This window comes from Chthonobacter albigriseus (assembly GCF_013839445.1).
In the GTDB taxonomy this organism is placed as follows: Bacteria; Pseudomonadota; Alphaproteobacteria; order Rhizobiales; family Pleomorphomonadaceae; genus Chthonobacter; species Chthonobacter albigriseus.
In genome coordinates this window covers 208053-228312 of sequence record NZ_JACDIT010000001.1, presented here as the reverse complement: position 1 = coordinate 228312, position 20260 = coordinate 208053, and the positions used below count along the sequence as shown (strand labels likewise).

Here is a 20260-nt window from a genome sequence, read left to right as displayed (position 1 = left end):
GGCCAGATTGCTCTGGACTTAAATGCCGGAATGACCGGCGACAAAATCGAATGTAGGTGAACCGGTGTTACTTGTCAAGTTTACAACCCAAGGCCGTGGCGTACGCACGTCCGGATCTTTGCAAGAACATCCGGGTCCAAAACTCGAACATCGTAGACCCGCTGCCCACCTTCCCACCGGTCGAAAAGCAGACGCAGTCTATGAAAAGCCACGGTAAGGACGATATCGCCTTTGAGCCACATCACCCGTTCGGAGTACGGATGGGGCAATGGAGGTTCGAGTTCAATCTCAAGGTGGTGCGGCAGCAATATCCGTGGACGCGTGGTGCTGAGCGGCACGATGGTGCAAAGACCGGAACGTCCAGGTTGAGAGGGAGAAAGGACGACTGAAGGTCGTCTTTTCGTCATTTCTGGGGCTCGAAAACCTTCATTGAGATCGACCCGAACGATAGTTCCAGGTTCAGGATGGTTGACCACCGTCATGATGCCCAGCTCCGACATCGTAGTTTGACGGATAATGTTCAACCATAATTAGAGAAAGTACAACTCCGATTTGCGCTTTCACTCACCCCTCCCGCGCTGCCGCGCGCCAGCCGATGTCGCGGCGGCAGAAGCCGTCGGGCCAGTGGATGGCGTCGACGGCGGCATAGGCGCGGGACTGGGCGTCGCGGACGCTGGACCCGAGGGCGGTGACCGCGAGGACGCGGCCGCCGGTGGCGACGAGGCGGCCGTCGGCGTGGGCTGTTCCGGCGTGGTAGACGGTGGCGCCGAGTGCTTCGGCAGCGTCGAGGTTCTCGATGACGCTGCCCTTGGCATAGGGACCGGGATAGCCCTTGGCAGCCATCACCACAGTGAGTGCGGTCTCATCGGAGAAGCGCGCCGTCGTGCCGGCGAGCCGGCCCTCCACGCTCGCCAACAGGAGGGCGAGCAGGTCGCTTTGCATGCGCGGCAGCACCACCTCGGTCTCCGGGTCGCCGAAGCGGGCGTTGTACTCGATCAGCTTCGGCCCCTCCGCCGTGATCATCAGGCCGGCGAAGAGCACGCCCTTGAACGGCGTTCCGCGCCGCTTCATGGCGGCGACGGTGGGGTGGATGATCTCCACCATGATCTGCTCGGCCATCGCCTCGTCGACGATCGGCGCGGGCGAATAGGCGCCCATCCCGCCGGTGTTCGGCCCGGTGTCGCCATCGAACGCGCGCTTGTGGTCCTGCGCCGCGGCGAGCGGGATGGCAGTCTCGCCGTCCGAGAGCGCGAAGAACGAGGCTTCCTCGCCGCGGAGCATCTCCTCCACCACGACCTCGGCCCCGGCGGCGCCGAACGCCCCCTCGAAGCAGGCAGCGACGGCGGCGAGCGCCTCGTCCAGCGTCTCGGCGACGACCACGCCCTTGCCGGCGGCGAGCCCGTCGGCCTTGACGACGATCGGCGCACCCTTCGCCCGCACGTAGGCCTCCGCGTCGGCTTGGGTGGTGAAGCGTCCATAGGCGGCGGTCGGGATGTCGGCTTCCGCGCAGAGATCCTTGGTGTAGCCCTTCGAGCCTTCAAGCTGCGCGGCCGCCTTGCTCGGGCCGAACGCGGCGATGCCGGCGGCGGCGAGATCGTCGACCAGCCCGGCGACGAGAGGCGCCTCCGGCCCGACCACCACAAGGCCGACATCCTCGCGCCGGCAGAAGGCGATCACGGCCGCATGGTCCGCGGGGTCCAGCGGCGCGATCTCGGCGACCGCGGCGATGCCGGCGTTGCCGGGTGCGCAGGACAGCCGGGTGAGCAGCGGCGACTGCTTCAGCTTCACCGCCAGCGCATGCTCGCGCCCGCCCGAGCCGATCAGGAGCACATGCATGGGGTTCGGGCCTCCGCGAGGGTTTTTCGAGCGTGGCGGGCCTCTAGCATGGGCTCGGGGGGAGGGGAAGGCTCCGCGGCCGGTCTTCCCCGGCTCCGCGACCTCTCGCATGTCGGAAGAATCCCCGCTAAACCCGTGGCATGACCGATCGACCGAGCCCCACCATCCCCGACGCACCCCGCGGCAACTGGGTGGACGCCTATGCCCCCTCCTGGGCAAAGCCCTACGCCCAACTCGCCCGTCTGGATCGTCCGATCGGGTGGTGGCTGCTCTTGTGGCCATGCTGGTGGTCGCTGGCGCTGGCGACCGGCGCGGCCGGGGAGCCGCTGCCTAACCTCTGGCACCTGCTGCTCTTCCTGGTCGGCTCGGTGGTGATGCGCGGGGCGGGCTGCACCTACAACGACATCGTCGACCGTGATATCGACGCCAAGGTCGGCCGGACGCTGCTGCGGCCGATCCCGTCCGGCCGCGTGACGGTGGAGGGTGCGCTCGGCTTCATGGTGCTGCAGGCACTGATCGGCTTCGTGGTGCTGATCCAGTTCAACCTCTATGCGATCCTGCTCGGCATCGCCTCGCTGTCCGTCGTGGCGATCTACCCGTTCATGAAGCGCATCACCGGTTTTCCCCAAGTGATTCTGGGACTGGCGTTTTCCTGGGGCGCACTGATGGGCTGGGCGGCGACCTTCGGCGGTCTCGCGCTGCCGCCGGTGCTGCTCTATCTCGCGGCGGTGTCCTGGACGGTCGGCTACGACACCATCTACGCCCACCAGGATCGCGAGGACGACGCCCTCATCGGGCTTGGATCCACGGCGCGAACCTTCGGCGACAAGTCGTTGGGCTTCCTGGCGTTCTGCTATGCGCTCTCGGTGCTGATGGCGCTCGGCGCGATCATCACCGCCCAGGCGGGCATTTTCGCCTATATCGGCGCGTTCGGCTTCGGCGCCCACCTCGCCTGGCAGGTGGCGCGTTTCAACATGAACGACGGCGGCCTCTGCCTGGCGCTCTTCAAGTCCAACCGTGAGGCCGGCTGGCTGCTGTTCGTGGGATTGCTGGTCGACGCGGCGATCGGCTCGATCTGACCGGCGTCACTCGGGCGCGATGATCTCGCGCCAGCCGGTGAGCACCGGCATCGGCCCGGCCTTGCCGACGCGGCGGCGGACCAGGAAGCGCGGCCGCCGGTGGGCCAGCATGCCGATCCGGCGGCGCGGGGTCGACTTGTCGAGCGCGATCTCGGTAGGCTTCTGGACCCTCACGACCCGGCCGTCGGCCTCGATCAGATACATCGGAAGCGACAGCGCGTCAGACCACGCCCGCCAGTCGCAAGCCGCGTCGTCGATGTCCCGCGTCACGGCGAGCGGCAGGCAGAGCTGTGGGTCGCGGTGCATCAGTTCCACGGAAGCGACGAGCCCGAGCGCGCCCTCCACCGTGAGCCGGACCGCCACGCCCTCGTAGGCCGCGATCGGCAGGCTCAGCGTCAGCGGCAGACCGGACAGGCGGCGCTTGACCACCACGCCGCGGGTGTCGAGGTAGACCGCCGCGTCCGTGCTGCCCGGTGTCGGAACGGTGTAGCGCGCCGGCAGGGCGTGCGGATCGATCCGAAGGGGTTTGCCGTTCCAGGCGGGCTTGGCGGCGGTCATGGCCGTCCCTCACTCTTTGTCACGCATCTCTTGTCAGGAAGGGTCTCGGGCGGCTTGCGTGCGCTTTGGGTTGGACCCTTCGAACTGGACGGTAGCGCGGCCGGTGGGCTGATAGGCTTAATGGACGCGGTTAACGAAAACCAAGCTGGATGAAAGGGTTAGCGGGAGCTGAACAGGGTCGTTCGAATGCTCGGGATCAACCCTTGCGGCGACATGCCCCTTTACCCCCGCAGTGAGGTTTCCCACATGCCCGAGGAAACCCCGCCGCCAAGCGGCATGCGGCCTTGTCCGTCTTGCTGCAACGCCGTAAGAAACCCTTGCATTCCCCGAGGATTCCCGAGCCATGACCGAACTCGTCGACCGTTCCGCGCTTGAGGCGCAGGCGACCCGTCTCGTGGACGCGGCGCGGAAAGCCGGCGCCGACGCCGCGGACGCCGTCGCCATCCGGGCCGTCAACCAAGTCGTCTCCGTCCGGCTCGGCAAGACCGAGAAGGTCGAGCACTCCGAATCCGAGGACTTCGGCCTGCGCGTCTTCGTCGGCGATCGCCACGCGACCGTTTCCGCGACGCTGGGCGCCGACGTCACCGAACTGGCCGAGCGCGCCGTCGCCATGGCCAGGGTGGCCCCGCCGGACCGCTACGCCGGACTCGCGGACGCCGATCGCCTGACCCGCTCCTTTCCGGACCTGGAATTGTTGGACGAGGCGGTGACCGACACCGAAGCCGTGGTCGCCCGTGCCGTGGCGACCGAGGACGCCGCGCGTGCTGTTCCAGGCGTCACCAACTCCGGCGGGGCGAGCGCCTACTGGAGCCGCGCCGGTGTCGCGCTCGTCACCTCGCACGGCTTCCTCGGCTCCTACGAGACCTCGCGCCACGGCCACAGCGTCTCCGTGATCGCGGGCGAGGGCACCGGCATGGAGCGTGATTGGGAATACGCCAGCCGCTCGCATCTGGCCGACCTGGAGACGCCGGAGTGGGTGGGCCAGCGCGCCGGAGAACGCGCCGTGAAGCGCCTCAACCCGCGCAAGATCGACACGCAGACCGCCGCCATCGTCTACGATCCCCGGGTTTCCACGGGCATTCTCGGCGCGCTGGTCGGCGCGATCAGCGGCTCGGCGATCGCCCGCAAGACGTCGTTCCTCAAGGACAAGCTGGGCGAGCGTATCTTCGCGCCCGGCATCCGCATCACCGACGACCCCAAGCGCAAGCGCTCTTCAGGCTCCCACCCGTTCGACGGCGAGGGCTTGGCGCCGGAGACGATGGACCTCGTCGTCGACGGCGTGCTGCAGACCTGGCTGCTCGACAGCGCCACCGCCCGCGAACTCGGCCTCACCTCCAACGCCCGCGCCTCCCGCGGCCTCGGCAACCCCTCGCCGAGCGCCACCAACGTGCTGTTCCACCCCGGCGAGAAATCCCCGGCGGAGCTGATGAAGGACCTCGGAGAGGGGCTCTACGTCACCGACTTCATCGGCCACGGCGCCAACCTGGTGACCGGCGACTACTCGCGCGGCGCGTCCGGCTTCTGGATCGAGAACGGCGAGATCGCCTATCCCGTCGCCGAGATCACCGTCGCCGGCAAGCTCCAGGACATGTTCGCGCGCCTGGTGCCGGCCAACGACATCGAGTTCCGCAGCGCCTTCGTGGCGCCCACGATCGCCATCGAGGGGCTGACCATTGCAGGCCGCTGATCACGACACGATGGCCGAGGACCTCGCCCTCCTGACCTCCGCGGCCGAGGCCGCCGCCGACATCGCGCTCGGCTTCTTCCGGCAGGACCCGAAGGTCTGGCACAAGGACAACGCCTCGCCGGTGAGCGAGGCCGACTACGCCGTCGACAGCTTCCTGAAGGACCGCCTGCTCGCCGCCCGGCCGGACTACGGCTGGCTGTCGGAGGAGACCGAGGACGATTCCGGCCGGCTGGAGCGCCGCCGCGTGTTCGTGGTGGACCCGATCGACGGCACGCGCGGCTTCCTCGCCGGCTCCGACGAGTGGACCATCTCGCTCGCCGTGGTGGAGAAGGGCAGGCCGGACACCGCCGTGCTGATCCAGCCTACCCGCGCCCACGTGTTCTTCGCCACGGCCGGCGGCGGCGCCTGGCTGAACCGGCGGCCGCTCGCCATGGAGCGCCACGTCGGCATCCACCGCGCCAAGGTCGCCGGCCCGGCGGCGCTGCTGACGCGCCTGCGGCACAAGCTCGGCCCGATGCCTGACGGCGGCTATGTGGCCTCGCTGGCGCTCCGCATCGCCATGGTGGCGGACGGCCGGCTCGATCTCGCGCTTGCCAAGCCGAACGCCCACGACTGGGACATCGCCGCGGCCGACCTCGTGCTCGCCGAGGCGGGCGGCCGGCTGCTCGACGTCACGGGCACGCCGATCCTCTACAACAGGCCGCATCCGCGCCACGGCGCACTGGTCGCCGCGCATCCCGTACTCGCAGCCGAGGCGGTCGGTCTCATCGCCGACGCCGAGAAAGCCGACCATACTGCAAGCTGACAACGAACCACCGCGACCGTCCAGGAGCCTTGCCCGCATGTCCACAGCACCGAAGAAGCAACTTCTCCACCTCGTCTTCGGCGGCGAGCTCACGTCCCTCGAGGGCGTGGAGTTCAACGACCTTTCGAAGCTGGATATCGTCGGCATCTTCCCGGACTACGCGAGCGCCCACGCTGCCTGGAAGGAGCGCGCGCAGGCGACCGTCGACCATGCGCAGGTCCGCTATTTCATCGTTCACCTGCACCGGCTGCTGAACCCGCAGTCGGCCGACTGAACCGATCCTCTCCGGCCCGGTACTTTCGAGGCGTCCTTCGACCATCGTGGGACGTGGCGGAACGGCCGTTTTTGTCGTAAACCCTCGCCCCATGTCCAATATCACCATGGCGAACGCCGACGGCGGGCCGGACGCGAAGACGGATCAGACGCCGGCATCCGAGCCGGGCTGGTTCGACGGCGACGAGACCAAGACCGGCTTCCAGGTTGTCCTGCGCATCCTCCGGGAATTCGTCTTCCCGCGCCGACTCCTCGTGCTGCGGTCGCTCGCGATGATGATGTTCGGCGCGGTCACCACCGGCGCGCTGCCGTTCCTGATGCAGACCGCGGCCGACGAGATCTTCGTGGCCAAGGACCGCACGGTGCTCTACATGCTCCCCGCCATCGTGATCGTCACGATGGCGCTGCGCTCGCTGGCCGAATACGACACCCGCATCACCGAGGCGCGCATCTCTGGCGAGATTGTCGCCGAACTGCGCAAACGTCTGTTCGGCCGTCTCGCCCGCGCCGACCTGGGCTTCCTGCAGGCCAGCCATTCCGCCCGCTTCGTCAGCGTCTTCTCCGCCGACGCGCAGGTGATGAACGCCGCCGCCTCGCAGACGCTGACCGCGCTGATCAAGAACGCGCTGACTGCCATCGCGCTCGTCTTTGCGATGTTGTGGCTGGACTGGGTGCTCGGCTGCCTGGTGATGATCTCGCTGCCGCTCGCCGTCTACCTGATGGGCCGCCAGCGCAAGAAGCTGCACGGCTCGGTCAAGAAGGCGCTGTCGGGCTCCGGCGACATCGCCTCCATGGTCAGCCAGATGCTGCAGGGCGTCCGCGTGGTGAAGGCCTACGACCAGGAATCCGCCGAGACCGCGCGCGCCGCCACGGTGATCGATCGGACGCGCGACGCCAACCTGACGACCCAGCGCACCCGCGCGATGACCGGTCCGTTCACCGAGGGGCTCTCCGGCGTCGGCTTCGCGGCGGCGATCTTCTACGGCGGCTGGCAGGGCATCGAGGGTCGGCTGACACTCGGCGACTTCATGGGCTTCATGGCCGCCGCCATGCTGATCTACCAGCCGCTGAAGGCGCTCGCCGGCCTGCAGAACGTCCTGACCGAGGGCATCATCGCCGCCCGCCGCGTCTTCGCCATTCTCGACGTCGCGCCGCGGGTGGTGGACCGCGACGGCGCGACGGCGCTGAAGGTTTCCGGCGGCGCGATCCGCTTCGAGAACGTGACCTTCTCCTACGATACGGGCAAGCCGGTGCTGAACGGCGTCACGCTCGACCTGAAGCCCGGCGCCAAGGTGGCCCTGGTGGGACCCTCCGGGGCGGGCAAGTCAACGCTGCTCAACCTGGTGCTCCGCTTCTACGATCCGAGCGAGGGCCGCGTCCTGATCGACGGGCAGGACCTTTCCCGCGCCACGCTGACCAGCGTGCGCGCGGCCGCAGCGTTGTTAACGCAGGATCCGGTGCTGTTCGACGACACCGTCCGCGCCAACATCGCCTACGGCACCCCGGACGCCTCCGACGCCGAGGTCATGGCTGCCGCCAGGGCCGCCGACGCCCACGAGTTCATCGAGGCGCTGCCGCAGGGCTACGACACGCGCGTCGGCGAGGCCGGCGGCATGCTCTCCGGCGGCCAGAAGCAGCGCATCGCCTTCGCCCGGGCGATGCTGAAGAACGCACCCATCCTTCTCCTCGACGAGCCGACCAGCGCCCTCGACGCCAACAGCGAGGCGCGCGTGCAGGCGGCCCTCGACAGCCTGTTCCGGAACCGCACCGTGCTGATGATCGCCCACCGCCTGTCCACCGTGCAGAAGGCCGACATGATCGTCGTGATGGACGAGGGCCGGGTGGTGGAGACGGGGACACACGCCGAACTGCTGGCTGCCGGCGGGCTCTACGCCCACCTCCACCGCACGCAGCTCTCCGGGGCGGGCGAACCGGCCGTAACGGAAGGGGCCTGACCGGTGCAACTCGGACGCAGGATCACCCGCTCTCCGCTGGTGCAGCAGACGCTCGGCACCCTTCTGGCCGGCTACCTGAAGACGGTGCGCCACACCAGCCGCTTCGTCTTCGATCCGCCCGACCTCTACGAGCGGGTGGCCGGCATGACGCCCGTCATCATCGCCATGTGGCACGGCCAGCATTTCATGATGCCCTTCGCCCGGCCGGAGGGCATGGACGTGCGGGTGATGATCTCCCGTCACGCCGAGGCCGAGGTGAACGCCATCGCCGTGCGACGCCTGGGGCTCGGCCTGATCCGGGCCTCCGGCGCGCACGGTTCGGTACGCGAGGTCCGCCGCAAGGGCGGGATGATCGGCTTTCGTGAAACGGTGCGTGCGCTGAAGGAGGGAGCGAGCGTCGCCCTCACCGCCGACGTGCCGAAGGGCCCGGCGAAGGTGGCAGGCGCGGGCATCGTGCTGATGGCCAAATACTCGGGCCGCCCGATCATACCCGTCGCCTTCGCGACCAGCCGCAACATCGACGTGAACTCCTGGGACAGCGCCTCGATCAACCTGCCGTTCAGCCGGGCGGCGCTGGTGATGGAGGAGCCGATCTTCGTGCCCGCCGACCTGCCGGACGGGGAGATCGACGCCTACCGCGGGAGGGTGAAGGACGGACTGGACCGGGCCACCGCGCGTGCCTACGCTCGGGTGGGAGCGAGGTCCAAGTTCGACAATGGCTGATTCGGGCGACCGTCTACTTGCCGCCTATGTGAGCGTCACGCGCGTCGCATCGCCGATCGGTCGGCTGATCGTCGGGCTGCGCCGGCGGTTCGGCAAGGAACACGCCGACCGCTGGCGCGAGCGCCTCGGCGTCGCCGATCGCGCGGGGACCGGCGGACCGACCGTCTGGGTCCATGCCGCAAGCGTCGGCGAGACGGTGGCGATCCTGCCGCTGGTCGAGCGACTGGCCGCCAGCGGGCTTGGCGTGGTGCTCACCACCGTGACGGTGACCTCCGCCGGCGTCGTCGAACGCAAGGCGCTGCGGGGCGTGGTCCACCAGTTCGTGCCGCTCGACTTCGCGCCCTATATCGACCGCTTCCTCGACACCTGGCACCCCGGCCTGGCGCTGTTCGTGGAAAGCGAGATCTGGCCGGCAGCGGTCGCGCGGCTGGCCGACCGGGGAGTGCCCCTGGCGATCCTCAACGGCCGCATGTCCGACCGCTCCTATCGCGGCTGGAGCCGGTTCTCCGGCGTGGCCGCGGCGATCTTCGGCCGCGTCGCGCTCTGTCTGGCCCAGTCCGACGCGGACGCCGACCGCTTTCGCCGCCTCGGGGTGCGCGATGTGCGCGCCGTCGGCAACATCAAGTTTGACGCCCCCGTGCCCGAGGCCGCAAGGCCGGTTCACGCCGCGCTCAAGGCGGCGATCGGCGACCGCCCCGTGCTGCTCGCGGCGAGCACCCACGAGGGTGAGGAAGAGCAGGTCCTCGACGCCTACGCACGCCTGGCGCCGGGAGTGCCCGGGCTGTTGCTCGTGATCGCGCCCCGCCACCCGGCCCGCGGCGCCGCGGTCATGGCGATGGCCACCGGCCGAGGGCTGGAGGCCTGCCAGCGGAGCGCCGGCGCGCTTCCCGGACGCACCACCGCTGTCTACGTCGCCGACACGGTGGGCGAACTCGGCACTTTCTATCGTCTAGCCTCCGTTGCTTTCGTCGGCGGCTCGCTGGTCGGGCAGGGCGGGCACAACCCGATCGAGCCGGCCCGGCTCGGCGTCGCGGTGGTGACCGGCCCGCAGGTCGACAACTTTCGGGATATCTACGCGACCATGCTGGCCGATGGCGCCGTGACCATGGTGCCGGACGCCGCGGGCTTGGCGGAAGCAGCGGAACGGCTGATCCATCATCGCCATGCCCGCGAGGCGCAGGTCGCGGCCGCCAGCGCCCTCGTCGAGCGCCTGTCCGGCGCGCTCGACCGCTCCTTCGAGGCCTTGCAGCCCCTGATCGCCGCGGTGGCGGCCGGCGGACGGCCATGAGGGCGCCGGACTTCTGGTGGCGGCGCACCGGCCTCGCCGCGCTTGTCCTGTCGCCCCTTTCGGCGCTCTACGCCAGCATGGCGCGCCAGCGCATGACCCGGGAAGGCGAGCACCCGCCGATCCCCGTGATCTGCATCGGCAATTTCGTGGCCGGCGGCGCCGGCAAGACCCCGACCGCGCTCGCCGTCGCCCGGATCGCGATCGAAATGGGTCTGAAGCCCGTGTTCCTGACCCGCGGCTATCGCGGCTTTCTCAGCGGACCGGTGCTGATCGACCAGGCGGTCCACACCGCCGCCCACGTCGGCGACGAGGCGATGCTGCTCGCCCGGCTAGCGCCGACGGTGGTGAGCCGTGATCGGGCGGCCGCGATCCCGCTTCTCGCCTCGCTCGACGCCGACCTCTGCATCATGGACGACGGTTTCCAGAACCCCGGCCTTGCCAAGACGCTGTCGATGGTCGTGATCGACGCCGCGACCGGTGCCGGCAACGGTTGGTGCCTCCCCTCCGGCCCGCTCCGCGCGCCGATGGTGGTGCAGATGCGCGCTGCCGGCGCCGTCGTGGTGATGGGCGAGGGGAGTGCGGCTGGCGAGGTCGTCCGGGCCGCATCGCGGGCGGCCAAGCCCGTGCTCCGCGCCCGTCTGGCACCGCGCAACCCCGAAGCGTTCCGCGGCATGCGCGTGCTGGCCTTCGCCGGCATCGGTCGGCCCGAGAAGTTCTACACCGCACTGCGTGAAGCCGGCGCCGACGTCGTCGACACGGTCTCCTTCCCCGACCACCATCCTTTTTCGACCGAGGACGCCCGCAGGGTGCTGAAGCGCGCCGACGCCGACGACCTGGAACCGGTGACGACGGAGAAGGACGAGGTGCGGCTGCGCCACGGCGCGATCGCCGCCCGATCCGAACTCGCCGTTCGAGCCCATGTCTTCGCGGTCGATTGCGTCTTCGAGGATCCGGGCTTCGTCCGGGCGCTGATCGAGGAGGCGAGGTCCGACTTCGCCCGCGGCCGCCGCTGAGCGGCGGCGTTCCGGGTCAGATCCGGTTGTGCCGCCGGTAGGCTTCCAGCGCGGCGTCGGCGTCCACATAGGCTTCCTGCCGGTCGACGCTCCAGTACTTCAGGTCCTGGATCAGAATCGGCCGGTTGGAGATCGCACAGCGCACGTAGGAGCCCGGGCGGATGATCTTGAAGTCTCCGTCCAGGTATCGGATCTGCGCTTCGCCCCCGCCACCGGGGAATTCGATACGGTTCATGCGTCCAGCGCCGGTTGTTTGAATTCTTTCCGGACAATAGGAGTTCGCGCCCGCGATGCAAGCATTGATGCTTCCGCGCGCGTTCAAACCACCGTTCCACCTTTACCGCTGGTGAAGGCCGGGACCTCCGGCCGGTTGATGGCCGGATCCGGCGGCGGCCCCGGGTTCTCCTTGGACGCGGCGATCCGGCGGACCGACCGGAAGGCGATCAGCACCGCGCCGACGCCGAACGGGATCGAGCCGACGCCCCAGCCGATCAGCACGCCCTCTGCGCCGGCCAGCTTCGCCCCGAAGTAGCAGAAGGGGATCACCCCAAGCGTCGACCGTCCCCAGTTGAAGAGGGTGGAGTAGGTGGGAAAGCCGAGGTTGTTAAACGCGGCATTCGCCACGAAGAGGGCGCCGGTGAAGATGAAGGTCGGCGCCACGAAGAAGCAGAAGAACCGAATGAGGTCGCGCGCCTCGCCCGACGCCTGGAAGACATCGGCGATTGGCCCGCTGGCGACGGCCAGCACGAGCCAGACTCCGAGAACGTAGAGCATCGTGAAGGTGAGGCTGTCCTTCAGCGTCTGCTCGACCCGGTCGTAGCGCGCAGCGCCGAGGTTCTGCCCGAAGATGCCGCCCACCGCGCCGGAAAGCGCGAAAATCCCGCCGAAGGCGAGCGGGAACAGCCGCCCGATCACCGCCCAGGCCGCCACCGCCTCCACCCCGTAGCCGGCAATGGCCGCCGTGACATAGGCGTTTCCAACGGGCGTCGCGAGGTTGGTGAGGATGGCGGGGAAGGCGATCGCGAACAGCGGCCGCGCCTCGACCCGAACGCCACGCGCCGACGGTCGCTCCAGGAGGCCGTGCACGACACCCGCGCCGTGCAGACCCACAGCCGCGATCACCACCCGCGAGATCACGGTGACGATGGCGGCACCGGTGACCCCGAGGTCGAAGGCGAAGATGAAGACCGGATCGAGCACGGCGGTCGCGATCGCCCCGGTCAGCGTCACGTACATGCTGCGCCGGGCATCCCCCGTGGCCCTCAGCACACCCGACAGCGCCATGCCGACCGCCAGCAGACCGTTCGCCGGCATCACGATGAGCAGGTACTCGTGGGCGATCTGAAGGGTGCGACCCTCTGCCCCCATCACCGCGAGCAGGGTCGTCTGGAACGGCATCACCACGGCGGTTGCAGCGCCGAGGGCGAGAAAACTGATCACCGACCCGGCCGTCGCCTGCCGCCTCGCGGACACCCGGTCGCCGGAGCCGAGCGAGCGGGAGACCTTCGCCGTGACCCCGATTGAGAGGCCGATCGATACCGACATCAGGAAGAACAGCAGGGTGCCGGCATAGCCGATCGCCGCCGCCAGTTCCTCGTGTCCGAGCAGCGAGATGTAGAAGAGGTTGACCACGTCGACGACGAAGATCGCCATCAGCCCGACCGAGCCGGTGGCGGTCATCACCACCACGTGGCGCATCACCGAACCCTCGGTGAAGGCCGCACGAGCCGGGCGATGGGGCGTTTCACTCATCGTCCGGAGGGTCCCTTGCTTGCCCGGCCGGTCAGTTCCCGAACAGCTGCGAGCGGATCGCGTTCAGGGGTTGCTCGGCGCAGGCGATCTGGTTGGGGTCGTCGATGCACGCGACCTCGGCCGAGCCACGATAGATCATGTTCAGCGCCACATACAAAATCACAAGCAGGCCAAGCCAGGCGATCCAGCGGTGCTTGGCCAGGAGGTTTGCGATCAGCGTCGCAGCCGCCCCCATCAGCCCCACCGAGAGGAGAAGGCCGATGACAAGCACCCAGAGATGCTCCTGCGCCGCCCCGGCGACCGCCAGCACGTTGTCGAGCGACATTGAGACGTCGGCGAGAATGATCTGCACCATCGCCTGGCCAAAGGTCTTCTTCTGCACCCCCGCGGCCGCGTCGTTCATCGGATCGTCGTCGATCGCCCGCTCCGCGTCGCGCTCCTCCTGCCCGCCGTGGCGGATCTCGCGGTACATCTTCCAGCACACCCAGAGCAGCAATACCCCGCCCGCCAGCGTCAGCCCGACGATAGCGAGAAGCTGAGTGGTGATCAGCGCGAAGATGATCCGCAGCAGGACGGCGCCGCCGATGCCCCAGAAGATCACCTTGCGTCGGATGCTCCGGTCGACGCCGGCCGCGGCCATGCCGACCACGATGGCGTTGTCGCCGGCCAGCACCACGTCGATGAAGATCACCTGGGCGAGCGCGGCGAGTTCGCCGGACATGAATTCGGAGAGGGCCAAGGGAGTGTCCGTCGGTGGGGAGCGCCGGCACGGAACGGCCGGATCGCAGGAGATGGAGACGGAGGTAGACGAAGCCGCAGCCGAGTTCAATCGGCAGAACAGGGAGCGACGATCGCGATCCCGCTCAGCGGCGCGCCTCGTCGAAACTCGCGATGGCGGCAGAGAGCATGTCCGGGGTCGTGAAGCGGTGCGCGGTGAGCCCGGCCGTCGCCGCGCCGGCCACGTTTTCGGGCCGGTCGTCGACGAAAAAGGCGGCGCTCGCGGTGTAGCCGAGCCGGGCAAGTGCGCGGCGGTAAACCTCCGGATCGGGCTTGCGCGTGCCGAAGGCGGACGAAACGAGGAAACGCTCGCCGGTCAGGGCCGCGAGCTCGGGCACCAGCCGGTGCCGGGTGATCGCCACCATCGGACCGTTGTTGGTGAGCACCGCGATGCTGGCTTCCGTGCGCCGCGAAAGTGCGTCGAGCAGCGCCAGCGTGCCGGGGATCGGGGTCATGCCGGCTGCGCGGGCGGCGGTCCAGAGTTCCGCCGAGATCGCCGTGCCGAGCCGCTCCCGCCAGCCGTCCAGATAGGCCTCCGCGGTCGGGTAGAGGCCCGCGTCCGCCTCGTCCTGGAACCCGCTCAGCCAGATCCGCTCCTCGATCAGGCCGGGCGCGAGCCCCGTCGCTGCCGCGATCACGCGGATCCGCGCCGCGCGGTCGTAGGTGTAGACCACGTCGTCCATGTCGAAGAGGAAGAGCCGGCGCCCGGGCGTCACGCCTGGGTGCCGCCCACCGTCACCGCGTCGATCCGGAGCGAGGGCTGGCCGACGCCGACGGGAACGCCCTGGCCGTTCTTGCCGCAAGTGCCGATGCCTGGATCGAGCGCCATGTCGTTGCCGACCATGCGCACGCGCGTCATCGCGTCCGGGCCGTTGCCGATCAGCATGGCGCCCTTGATCGGCTCCTCGATGCGGCCGTTGCGGATCCGGTAGGCCTCCGTGCAGTCGAACACGAACTTGCCGGAGACGATGTCGACCTGCCCGCCGGAGAAGGACTTGGCGAAGATGCCGTCCTTGACGCTGGCCAGGATCTCCTCCGGCGTGGAGGAGCCGCCGAGCATGTAGGTGTTGGTCATCCGCGGCATCGGCACGTGCGCATAGGATTGCCGACGTCCGTTGCCGGTGGTGCCGACGCCCATCAGGCGGCCGTTCTGCCGGTCCTGCATATAGCCGACGAGGCGTCCGTCCTCGATCAGCGTGGTGCACTGGGACGGCGTGCCCTCGTCGTCCACGGTGATGGATCCGCGCGCGTTCGGTACCGTGCCGTCGTCGACGATGGTGACGCCCTTGGAGGCGACCATTTCGCCCATCAGCCCGGAGAAGGCGGACGTCTTCTTGCGGTTGAAGTCGCCTTCCAGGCCGTGGCCGACTGCCTCGTGCAGGAGCACGCCGGGCCAGCCCGGGCCGAGCACCACGTCGAAGGTGCCCGCCGGGGCCGGGCGGGCCTCCAGGTTCACGAGCGCCTGCCGCAGCGCCTCGTCCACCGACGCCTGCCAGCGATCCGGCGAGATGAATGCCTCGTAGCTGGTGCGCGCGCCCTCGCCGTGGCTGCCGGTCTCCTGGCGGTCGCCGTCGCCGACCACGAGCGACACGTTGATGCGCACCAGCGGGCGGATGTCGCGCACCCGGGTGCCGTCGGCGCGCAGGATCTCCACGATCTTGTAGCTGCCGGCGACCGACGCCGTCACCTGCCGGACCCGCGGATCGCGCGCCCGCGCCCAGGCGTCAATCTCCGACAAGAGTGAGACCTTGTCCCCGAACACGGGCGCCAGCAGCGGGTTCTCGTCGCCATAGAGCTTGCGGTTGGTCGCCTGGGGCGCCTCGGCCACCACGCCCGAATGGCCGGATGACACCGCCCGGACCGCGGAGGCGGCGCGCCGCAGCGCCTTCTCCGAAACGTCGTCCGCATGCGCATAGCCGACCGCTTCGCCGGCCACTGCCCGCAGCCCGAAGCCCTGGCTGACTTCGTAGGTCGCCGTCTTCAGGCGGCCGTTGTCGAAGGCCAGCACCTCGCTCTGCGTCCGTTCCACGTAGAGCTCGCCGTCGTCGGCGCCGCTGACGGCATCGGCGACGATCTCGCGGGCACGGTCGGGATCGAGCCCGGTGAGGGCGAAGAGGTCTGTGGTGTCGGTTGCCATGGATCCGTAGCTGTTCGTTGGGGTGCTTTGGAGCGAACATAGGCACGCCCGCCGCGCTTTGCACCCTCGTTCAGTACATCGTGGCGCGGTATCGCTCGAGCATCTCGTCCTGGCTCTCGCCGTGGGGGAGGTCGAGCTGGTCCTTCAGCATCTGGCCCATGCTCGGCAGCACGTCGCGATCCACCTGGACGGCCGGATCCCACAGGCGGGACCGCATCAGCGCCTTGGCGCAGTGCAGGTAGACCTCGCGCACACGGATGAGCAGCACGGACTTCGGCAGCTTGCCGCCCACCGGAAAGCGGGCGAGCAACTCGTTGTCGGTCCGGATCTCGGCAGAACCGTTGACCCGCAGCGTCTCGTCGATACCGGGGACGAGGAACAGGAGCCCGACACCCGGCCGTTCCAGGATGTTGAGGAGCGAATCCAGCCGGTTGTTGCCCGGTCGGTCGGGCAGGGCGATCGTGACGTCGTCCATCACCGCGACGAAGCCAGGGCCGTCTCCCCTCGGCGTCACGTCGCCAAGACCGTCCGCGCCCGACGTGGCGAGCAGGCAGAAAGGAGACAAGCCAATGATCGTCCGTGCATGGCGGTCCAACCGGGCGAGCTGCTTGCGTGCCGAGCGCTCGCCGGGCGCGCCGTAGAGCGCACGCAGGTCGTCCACGCTGGTGATCTGCGCCATCCTTCAGGTACTCCGTTACCGTGCGGCGAAAAAACCTGTGACGCCAGGGGCTTAAGGGAGTGCGTCGAATCCCTGCTTGAAGCCGGCCAGCGAGATCGGGATGCCGATGCCTTCCTCGGGGGTCTGGAAGATGATGAAGGTCGCCTGGGTGCCGGTCGAGAGCTGGTTGATCAGGTCGTCCTCCAGCACCACCTCGGCGAAGCAGCCGTTGGCGAGACACCGCACGAAACCGGCCCGGCCGATGTCCTTGTCGTCGATCCGGAGCCCCAGGCCGGACGGGATCAGCACGCCGAGCGGAGCGAGCACCCGCAGGATGCGGGCCTGCTTGTCGGCGGTCTTCAGCACGATCACCGACAGCCCGACGTTGTCGCGGTCTTCGGCGGTGACGTTCTGGACCAGCGCGCACTGCTCCTCGCGAGCCCCCGGCGGCTTGTCGCATCGCAACTGCCAGTCCCCATAGGCCGATCGGACCGCCCCTTGAGCGTGGGCCTGATTCGCTGGAATCGAAGCCGCCACGGCAAGAAGGGCGGCCAACCCTGTGGAAAGGAATGTCTTCGTCAGCTTCATCAGTTTGGACGTCCCGCTCGGGTGGAGGCTGCTGCGCCCGGGTTTGCGAGACCCTCGGGCGGAAACTCTTTGGGCAATCAGGATCACGCGGCGAATCGCCGAAAACTGCGGCGTCCGACCCGACGACCCTATACCGATCGCATGGCGAATGGAAAATCCGGCCGCCCGGGTGGTCCCTCCGTCAGCGCAAATTTGCCGCATCGGGTGCCCCATAGGCCCATTGCCCTCTCGCTGTCCATGTGGTTCATCTCAGTCGGTTTGATCCATGTCAAAGGCCACCCGGCTGTGAGCCGTGCCGCCCTCCTCGACGGTGCGAGGGCGACGATGAGGAGCCGGGGAGTTTGGCAAGGGCGTGGCCGGGCCGGGCGGCGGTGCCGGGGGCCGGCGCGCTGGATCGGATACCGGGATCGGATGGTCGTTCGCCGTGTGGCCTGTCGCGGATGGAACCCGCGTTGCCGTCGGTGTCGTGAAGGAGCCGAAACGTGATTGAATTCTCCAAGCGCCTGATGGCCTTCGCAGCGGGGGCGGCAGCAGCCCTTTTCGCGGGGGCTGCGAGTGCGGCCAAGCCCGAACCCTGGGGCACCTACATGCAGCCGGCGGGCAGCCAGGTGATGGCCGACATCCACACCTTCGGCGGCTTCACCTTCTGGATCATCACGCCCGTCACGCTGTTCGTGCTGGCGCTCCTGATCGTGGTGATGGTGCGCTTCAACGCCAAGGCCAACCCGGTGCCCTCCCGCACCGCGCACAACACGATGATCGAGGTCATCTGGACGGTCGCGCCGGTGCTGATCCTGCTGGTGATCGCCGTCCCGTCCTTCCGCTTGCTCTATGAGGAGCAGACGATCCCCGAGGCCGACGTGACCGTGAAGGTCACAGGCAACAAGTGGTACTGGAGCTACGAGTACCCGGATCTCGAGGCGATCAGCTTCGACAGCAACATGATCCCCGAGGACGCCATCACCGATCCGGTCAAGCAGCCGCGCCTGCTCGCCACCGACTACCCGCTGGTGGTTCCGGTCGGCAAGGTCGTGCGCATCCAGGTCACCGGCGCCGACGTGATGCACTCCTTCGCGATGCCGTCCTTCGGCGTGAAGATCGACGCCATCCCGGGCCGTCTCAACGAGTCCTGGTTCAAGGCCAACGCCGCCGGCGTCTACTACGGCCAGTGCTCGGAACTCTGCGGCCTGCAGCACGCCTACATGCCGATCGAGATCCGCGCCGTCAGCGACGAGCAGTTTACCCAGTGGGTCGAGGCTGCCAAGACCGACATCGACGCGGCCAACCAGCTGCTCGCCACCTTCGAGGATGGCGCCAAGAAGACCACGGACGTGGCGTCCAACTGACGGGCGCCGTACCAAACATTCAGTGATGCGCGGAGGCGGCTATGGTGCCGCGCCGCCAGCGTTGACCGGAGAGAGCCACTATGGCCACCGCTTACCACGATGCGTCCCACGGCCACCCGACGGGTTGGACACGTTGGGTCTATTCGACGAACCACAAGGACATCGGCATCCTCTACCTGATCTTCGCGGTGATCGCGGGCATCGTGGGTGGCGGCCTCTCCGTGGCGATGCGCATGGAGCTCCAGGAGCCGGGGATGCAGATCTTCGGCGATCCGAACGTCTACAACATGTTCACGACCGCGCACGGTCTGATCATGATCTTCTTCATGGTGATGCCGGCCCTGATCGGCGGCTTCGCCAACTTCTTCGTGCCCATCATGATCGGCGCGCCGGACATGGCGTTCCCGCGCATGAACAACATCTCCTTCTGGCTGCTGCCGCCCTCGCTGCTGCTGCTGGTGATGTCCATGTTCGTGGAAGGCGCCGACGGCACCAACGGCGTCTCGGGCGGCTGGACGATCTACCCGCCCTATTCGACCAGCGGCACCCCCGGCCCGGCGATGGACTTCGCGATCCTCGCCCTGCACGTCTCGGGCGCCTCGTCGATCCTCGGCGCGATCAACTTCATCACCACCATCTTCAACATGCGCGCGCCGGGCATGACCCTGCACAAGATGCCGCTGTTCGCCTGGTCCATCCTGGTGACGGCCTTCCTGCTGCTGCTGTCGCTCCCCGTGCTCGCCGGCGGCATCACCATGCTGCTGACCGACCGCAACTTCGGCACGTCGTTCTTCGACCCGGCCGGCGGCGGTGACCCGATCCTGTTCCAGCACCTGTTCTGGTTCTTCGGCCACCCCGAGGTGTACATCCTGATCCTGCCGGGCTTCGGCATCATCAGCCACATCGTGGCGACCTTCTCCAAGAAGCCGGTGTTCGGCTATCTAGGCATGGCCTACGCCATGGTCGCGATCGGCGGCGTCGGCTTCATCGTGTGGGCGCACCACATGTACACGGTCGGCCTCGACGTCGACACGCAGGCCTACTTCGTCGCGGCCACCATGGTGATCGCGGTGCCGACGGGCGTGAAGATCTTCTCGTGGATCGCCACCATGTGGGGCGGCTCCATCGAGTTCCGCACCCCGATGGTCTGGGCGATCGGCTTCATCTTCCTGTTCACGGTCGGCGGCGTCACAGGCGTCCAGCTCGCCAACGCCGGCTTCGACCGGGTGCTGCACGACACCTACTACGTGGTGGCCCACTTCCACTACGTGCTGTCGCTCGGCGCCGTGTTCGCCATCTTCGCGGGCTTCTACTACTGGTTCCCGAAGATGAGCGGCTACATGTACAGCGAGTTCCTCGGCAAGCTGCACTTCTGGATGATGTTCGTGGGCGTGAACCTCGTGTTCTTCCCGCAGCACTTCCTCGGCCTGCAGGGCATGCCGCGCCGCTACGTGGACTATCCCGACGCCTATGCCGGCTGGAACTACGTCTCCTCGATCGGTTCCTACATCTCGGCCTTCAGCGTCCTGATCTTCCTCTATGCGGTGTTCGAGGCTTTCCAGAAGAAGCGCGTGGCGGGCGACAACCCCTGGGGCGCCGGTGCGACCACCCTGGAGTGGACGCTTTCCTCGCCCCCGCCCTTCCACCAGTTCGAGAAGCTCCCGCACATCCGCGGCGACGCCCACTGAACCGGAGCGGCAGGCCCGGCGCCGAGGCGATCGTCTCGGCGGCGGCCCCGAAGAGAACCGGTTGCCGCGGACATTCGCGGCGACCCCTGAAACGGAA

The 20260-nt window shown here is 68.3% G+C and carries 20 protein-coding genes; 10 read left to right on the top strand and 10 right to left on the bottom strand.

The annotated features are described in order from the left end of the window. Positions 1–80: 80 nt before the first annotated feature. Together HZ321_RS01055 and purD are read right to left on the bottom strand one after the other, a co-directional pair. Complete coding sequence (locus HZ321_RS01055) at positions 81–482, bottom strand: type II toxin-antitoxin system PemK/MazF family toxin (RefSeq protein ID WP_181699342.1); 402 nt, start codon at positions 480–482, stop codon at positions 81–83. Between the two features lie 82 nt (positions 483–564). Then, positions 565–1836 carry a phosphoribosylamine--glycine ligase gene (purD, locus tag HZ321_RS01050; RefSeq protein WP_181699340.1) on the bottom strand — a complete coding sequence of 424 codons (1272 nt, stop codon included), beginning with the start codon at positions 1834–1836 and terminating at the stop codon, positions 565–567. Positions 1837–1976: 140 nt separating this feature from the next. On the opposite strand from purD, the gene ubiA reads away from it, so the two are divergent. Continuing rightward, positions 1977–2915 carry a 4-hydroxybenzoate octaprenyltransferase gene (ubiA, locus tag HZ321_RS01045; protein ID WP_181699338.1) on the top strand — a complete coding sequence of 313 codons (939 nt, stop codon included), beginning with the start codon at positions 1977–1979 and terminating at the stop codon, positions 2913–2915. A gap of 6 nt (positions 2916–2921) precedes the next feature. Here the strand turns inward: ubiA and HZ321_RS01040 are convergent, their stop codons facing one another. After that, positions 2922–3473 (bottom strand): DUF6101 family protein, encoded by a 552-nt coding sequence (locus tag HZ321_RS01040; protein ID WP_181699336.1) that lies wholly within the window; start codon positions 3471–3473, stop codon positions 2922–2924. A gap of 343 nt (positions 3474–3816) precedes the next feature. Between HZ321_RS01040 and HZ321_RS01035 the strand changes: the two genes are divergently transcribed. The 7 genes from HZ321_RS01035 (at position 3817) to lpxK (ending at position 11217) form a co-directional block, all read left to right on the top strand. After that, positions 3817–5160: a TldD/PmbA family protein gene (locus HZ321_RS01035; RefSeq protein ID WP_181699335.1), complete on the top strand. Its 1344-nt coding sequence runs from the start codon at positions 3817–3819 to the stop codon at positions 5158–5160. Continuing rightward, positions 5147–5965, top strand: coding sequence for a 3'(2'),5'-bisphosphate nucleotidase CysQ (locus tag HZ321_RS01030; RefSeq protein ID WP_244635515.1), 819 nt, complete (start codon positions 5147–5149; stop codon positions 5963–5965). Before HZ321_RS01035 ends, HZ321_RS01030 begins: the two co-directional genes overlap by 14 nt. Positions 5966–6002: 37 nt before the next feature. Beyond that, positions 6003–6239 carry a DUF4170 domain-containing protein gene (locus HZ321_RS01025; RefSeq protein ID WP_181699333.1) on the top strand — a complete coding sequence of 79 codons (237 nt, stop codon included), beginning with the start codon at positions 6003–6005 and terminating at the stop codon, positions 6237–6239. 91 nt (positions 6240–6330) lie between these two features. After that, entirely contained in the window at positions 6331–8193 is a 1863-nt protein-coding gene (locus tag HZ321_RS01020; protein WP_181699331.1) for an ABC transporter ATP-binding protein, read from the top strand. A 3-nt stretch (positions 8194–8196) separates the two neighbouring features. Then, positions 8197–8916 carry a lysophospholipid acyltransferase family protein gene (locus tag HZ321_RS01015; protein ID WP_342343795.1) on the top strand — a complete coding sequence of 240 codons (720 nt, stop codon included), beginning with the start codon at positions 8197–8199 and terminating at the stop codon, positions 8914–8916. Continuing rightward, the gene (locus HZ321_RS01010; RefSeq protein WP_181699329.1) at positions 8909–10204 is read left to right on the top strand and encodes a 3-deoxy-D-manno-octulosonic acid transferase; all 1296 of its coding nucleotides are present in this window, start codon (positions 8909–8911) and stop codon (positions 10202–10204) included. The genes HZ321_RS01015 and HZ321_RS01010 overlap by 8 nt, the downstream gene beginning before the upstream one ends. Continuing rightward, on the top strand, positions 10201–11217 hold the full coding sequence (gene lpxK, locus HZ321_RS01005; protein WP_181699328.1) for a tetraacyldisaccharide 4'-kinase: 1017 nt from the start codon (positions 10201–10203) through the stop codon (positions 11215–11217). The genes HZ321_RS01010 and lpxK overlap by 4 nt, the downstream gene beginning before the upstream one ends. A gap of 16 nt (positions 11218–11233) precedes the next feature. Here lpxK and HZ321_RS01000 read toward each other — a convergent pair whose 3' ends face one another. The 7 genes from HZ321_RS01000 to HZ321_RS00970 all read right to left on the bottom strand — a co-directional run bounded on the left by HZ321_RS01000 (position 11234) and on the right by HZ321_RS00970 (position 17129). Then, positions 11234–11452 carry a DUF2093 domain-containing protein gene (locus tag HZ321_RS01000; RefSeq protein ID WP_181699326.1) on the bottom strand — a complete coding sequence of 73 codons (219 nt, stop codon included), beginning with the start codon at positions 11450–11452 and terminating at the stop codon, positions 11234–11236. An 83-nt stretch (positions 11453–11535) separates the two neighbouring features. Continuing rightward, positions 11536–12969 carry an MATE family efflux transporter gene (locus HZ321_RS00995; RefSeq protein WP_181699324.1) on the bottom strand — a complete coding sequence of 478 codons (1434 nt, stop codon included), beginning with the start codon at positions 12967–12969 and terminating at the stop codon, positions 11536–11538. 31 nt (positions 12970–13000) lie between these two features. Further along, positions 13001–13690 (bottom strand): TerC family protein, encoded by a 690-nt coding sequence (locus HZ321_RS00990; protein ID WP_181701688.1) that lies wholly within the window; start codon positions 13688–13690, stop codon positions 13001–13003. Positions 13691–13832: 142 nt separating this feature from the next. Next, positions 13833–14462, bottom strand: a complete 630-nt coding sequence (locus tag HZ321_RS21785) for an HAD-IA family hydrolase (protein ID WP_181699322.1) — start codon at positions 14460–14462, stop codon at positions 13833–13835. Next, complete coding sequence (gene tldD / locus HZ321_RS00980) at positions 14459–15883, bottom strand: metalloprotease TldD (protein WP_181699320.1); 1425 nt, start codon at positions 15881–15883, stop codon at positions 14459–14461. Before tldD ends, HZ321_RS21785 begins: the two co-directional genes overlap by 4 nt. 70 nt (positions 15884–15953) lie before the next feature. Then, the gene (locus HZ321_RS00975; RefSeq protein ID WP_181699317.1) at positions 15954–16562 is read right to left on the bottom strand and encodes a pyridoxamine 5'-phosphate oxidase family protein; all 609 of its coding nucleotides are present in this window, start codon (positions 16560–16562) and stop codon (positions 15954–15956) included. Positions 16563–16613: 51 nt separating this feature from the next. Then, entirely contained in the window at positions 16614–17129 is a 516-nt protein-coding gene (locus HZ321_RS00970; RefSeq protein WP_181699315.1) for an invasion associated locus B family protein, read from the bottom strand. A gap of 506 nt (positions 17130–17635) precedes the next feature. Here HZ321_RS00970 and coxB point away from each other — a divergent pair. Next, positions 17636–18475, top strand: coding sequence for a cytochrome c oxidase subunit II (coxB, locus tag HZ321_RS00965; RefSeq protein WP_181701687.1), 840 nt, complete (start codon positions 17636–17638; stop codon positions 18473–18475). Positions 18476–18555: 80 nt separating this feature from the next. Continuing rightward, a complete protein-coding gene (gene ctaD / locus HZ321_RS00960) occupies positions 18556–20163 on the top strand; it encodes a cytochrome c oxidase subunit I (RefSeq protein ID WP_181699313.1) in 1608 nt (535 codons plus the stop codon). Positions 20164–20260 lie beyond the last annotated feature (97 nt).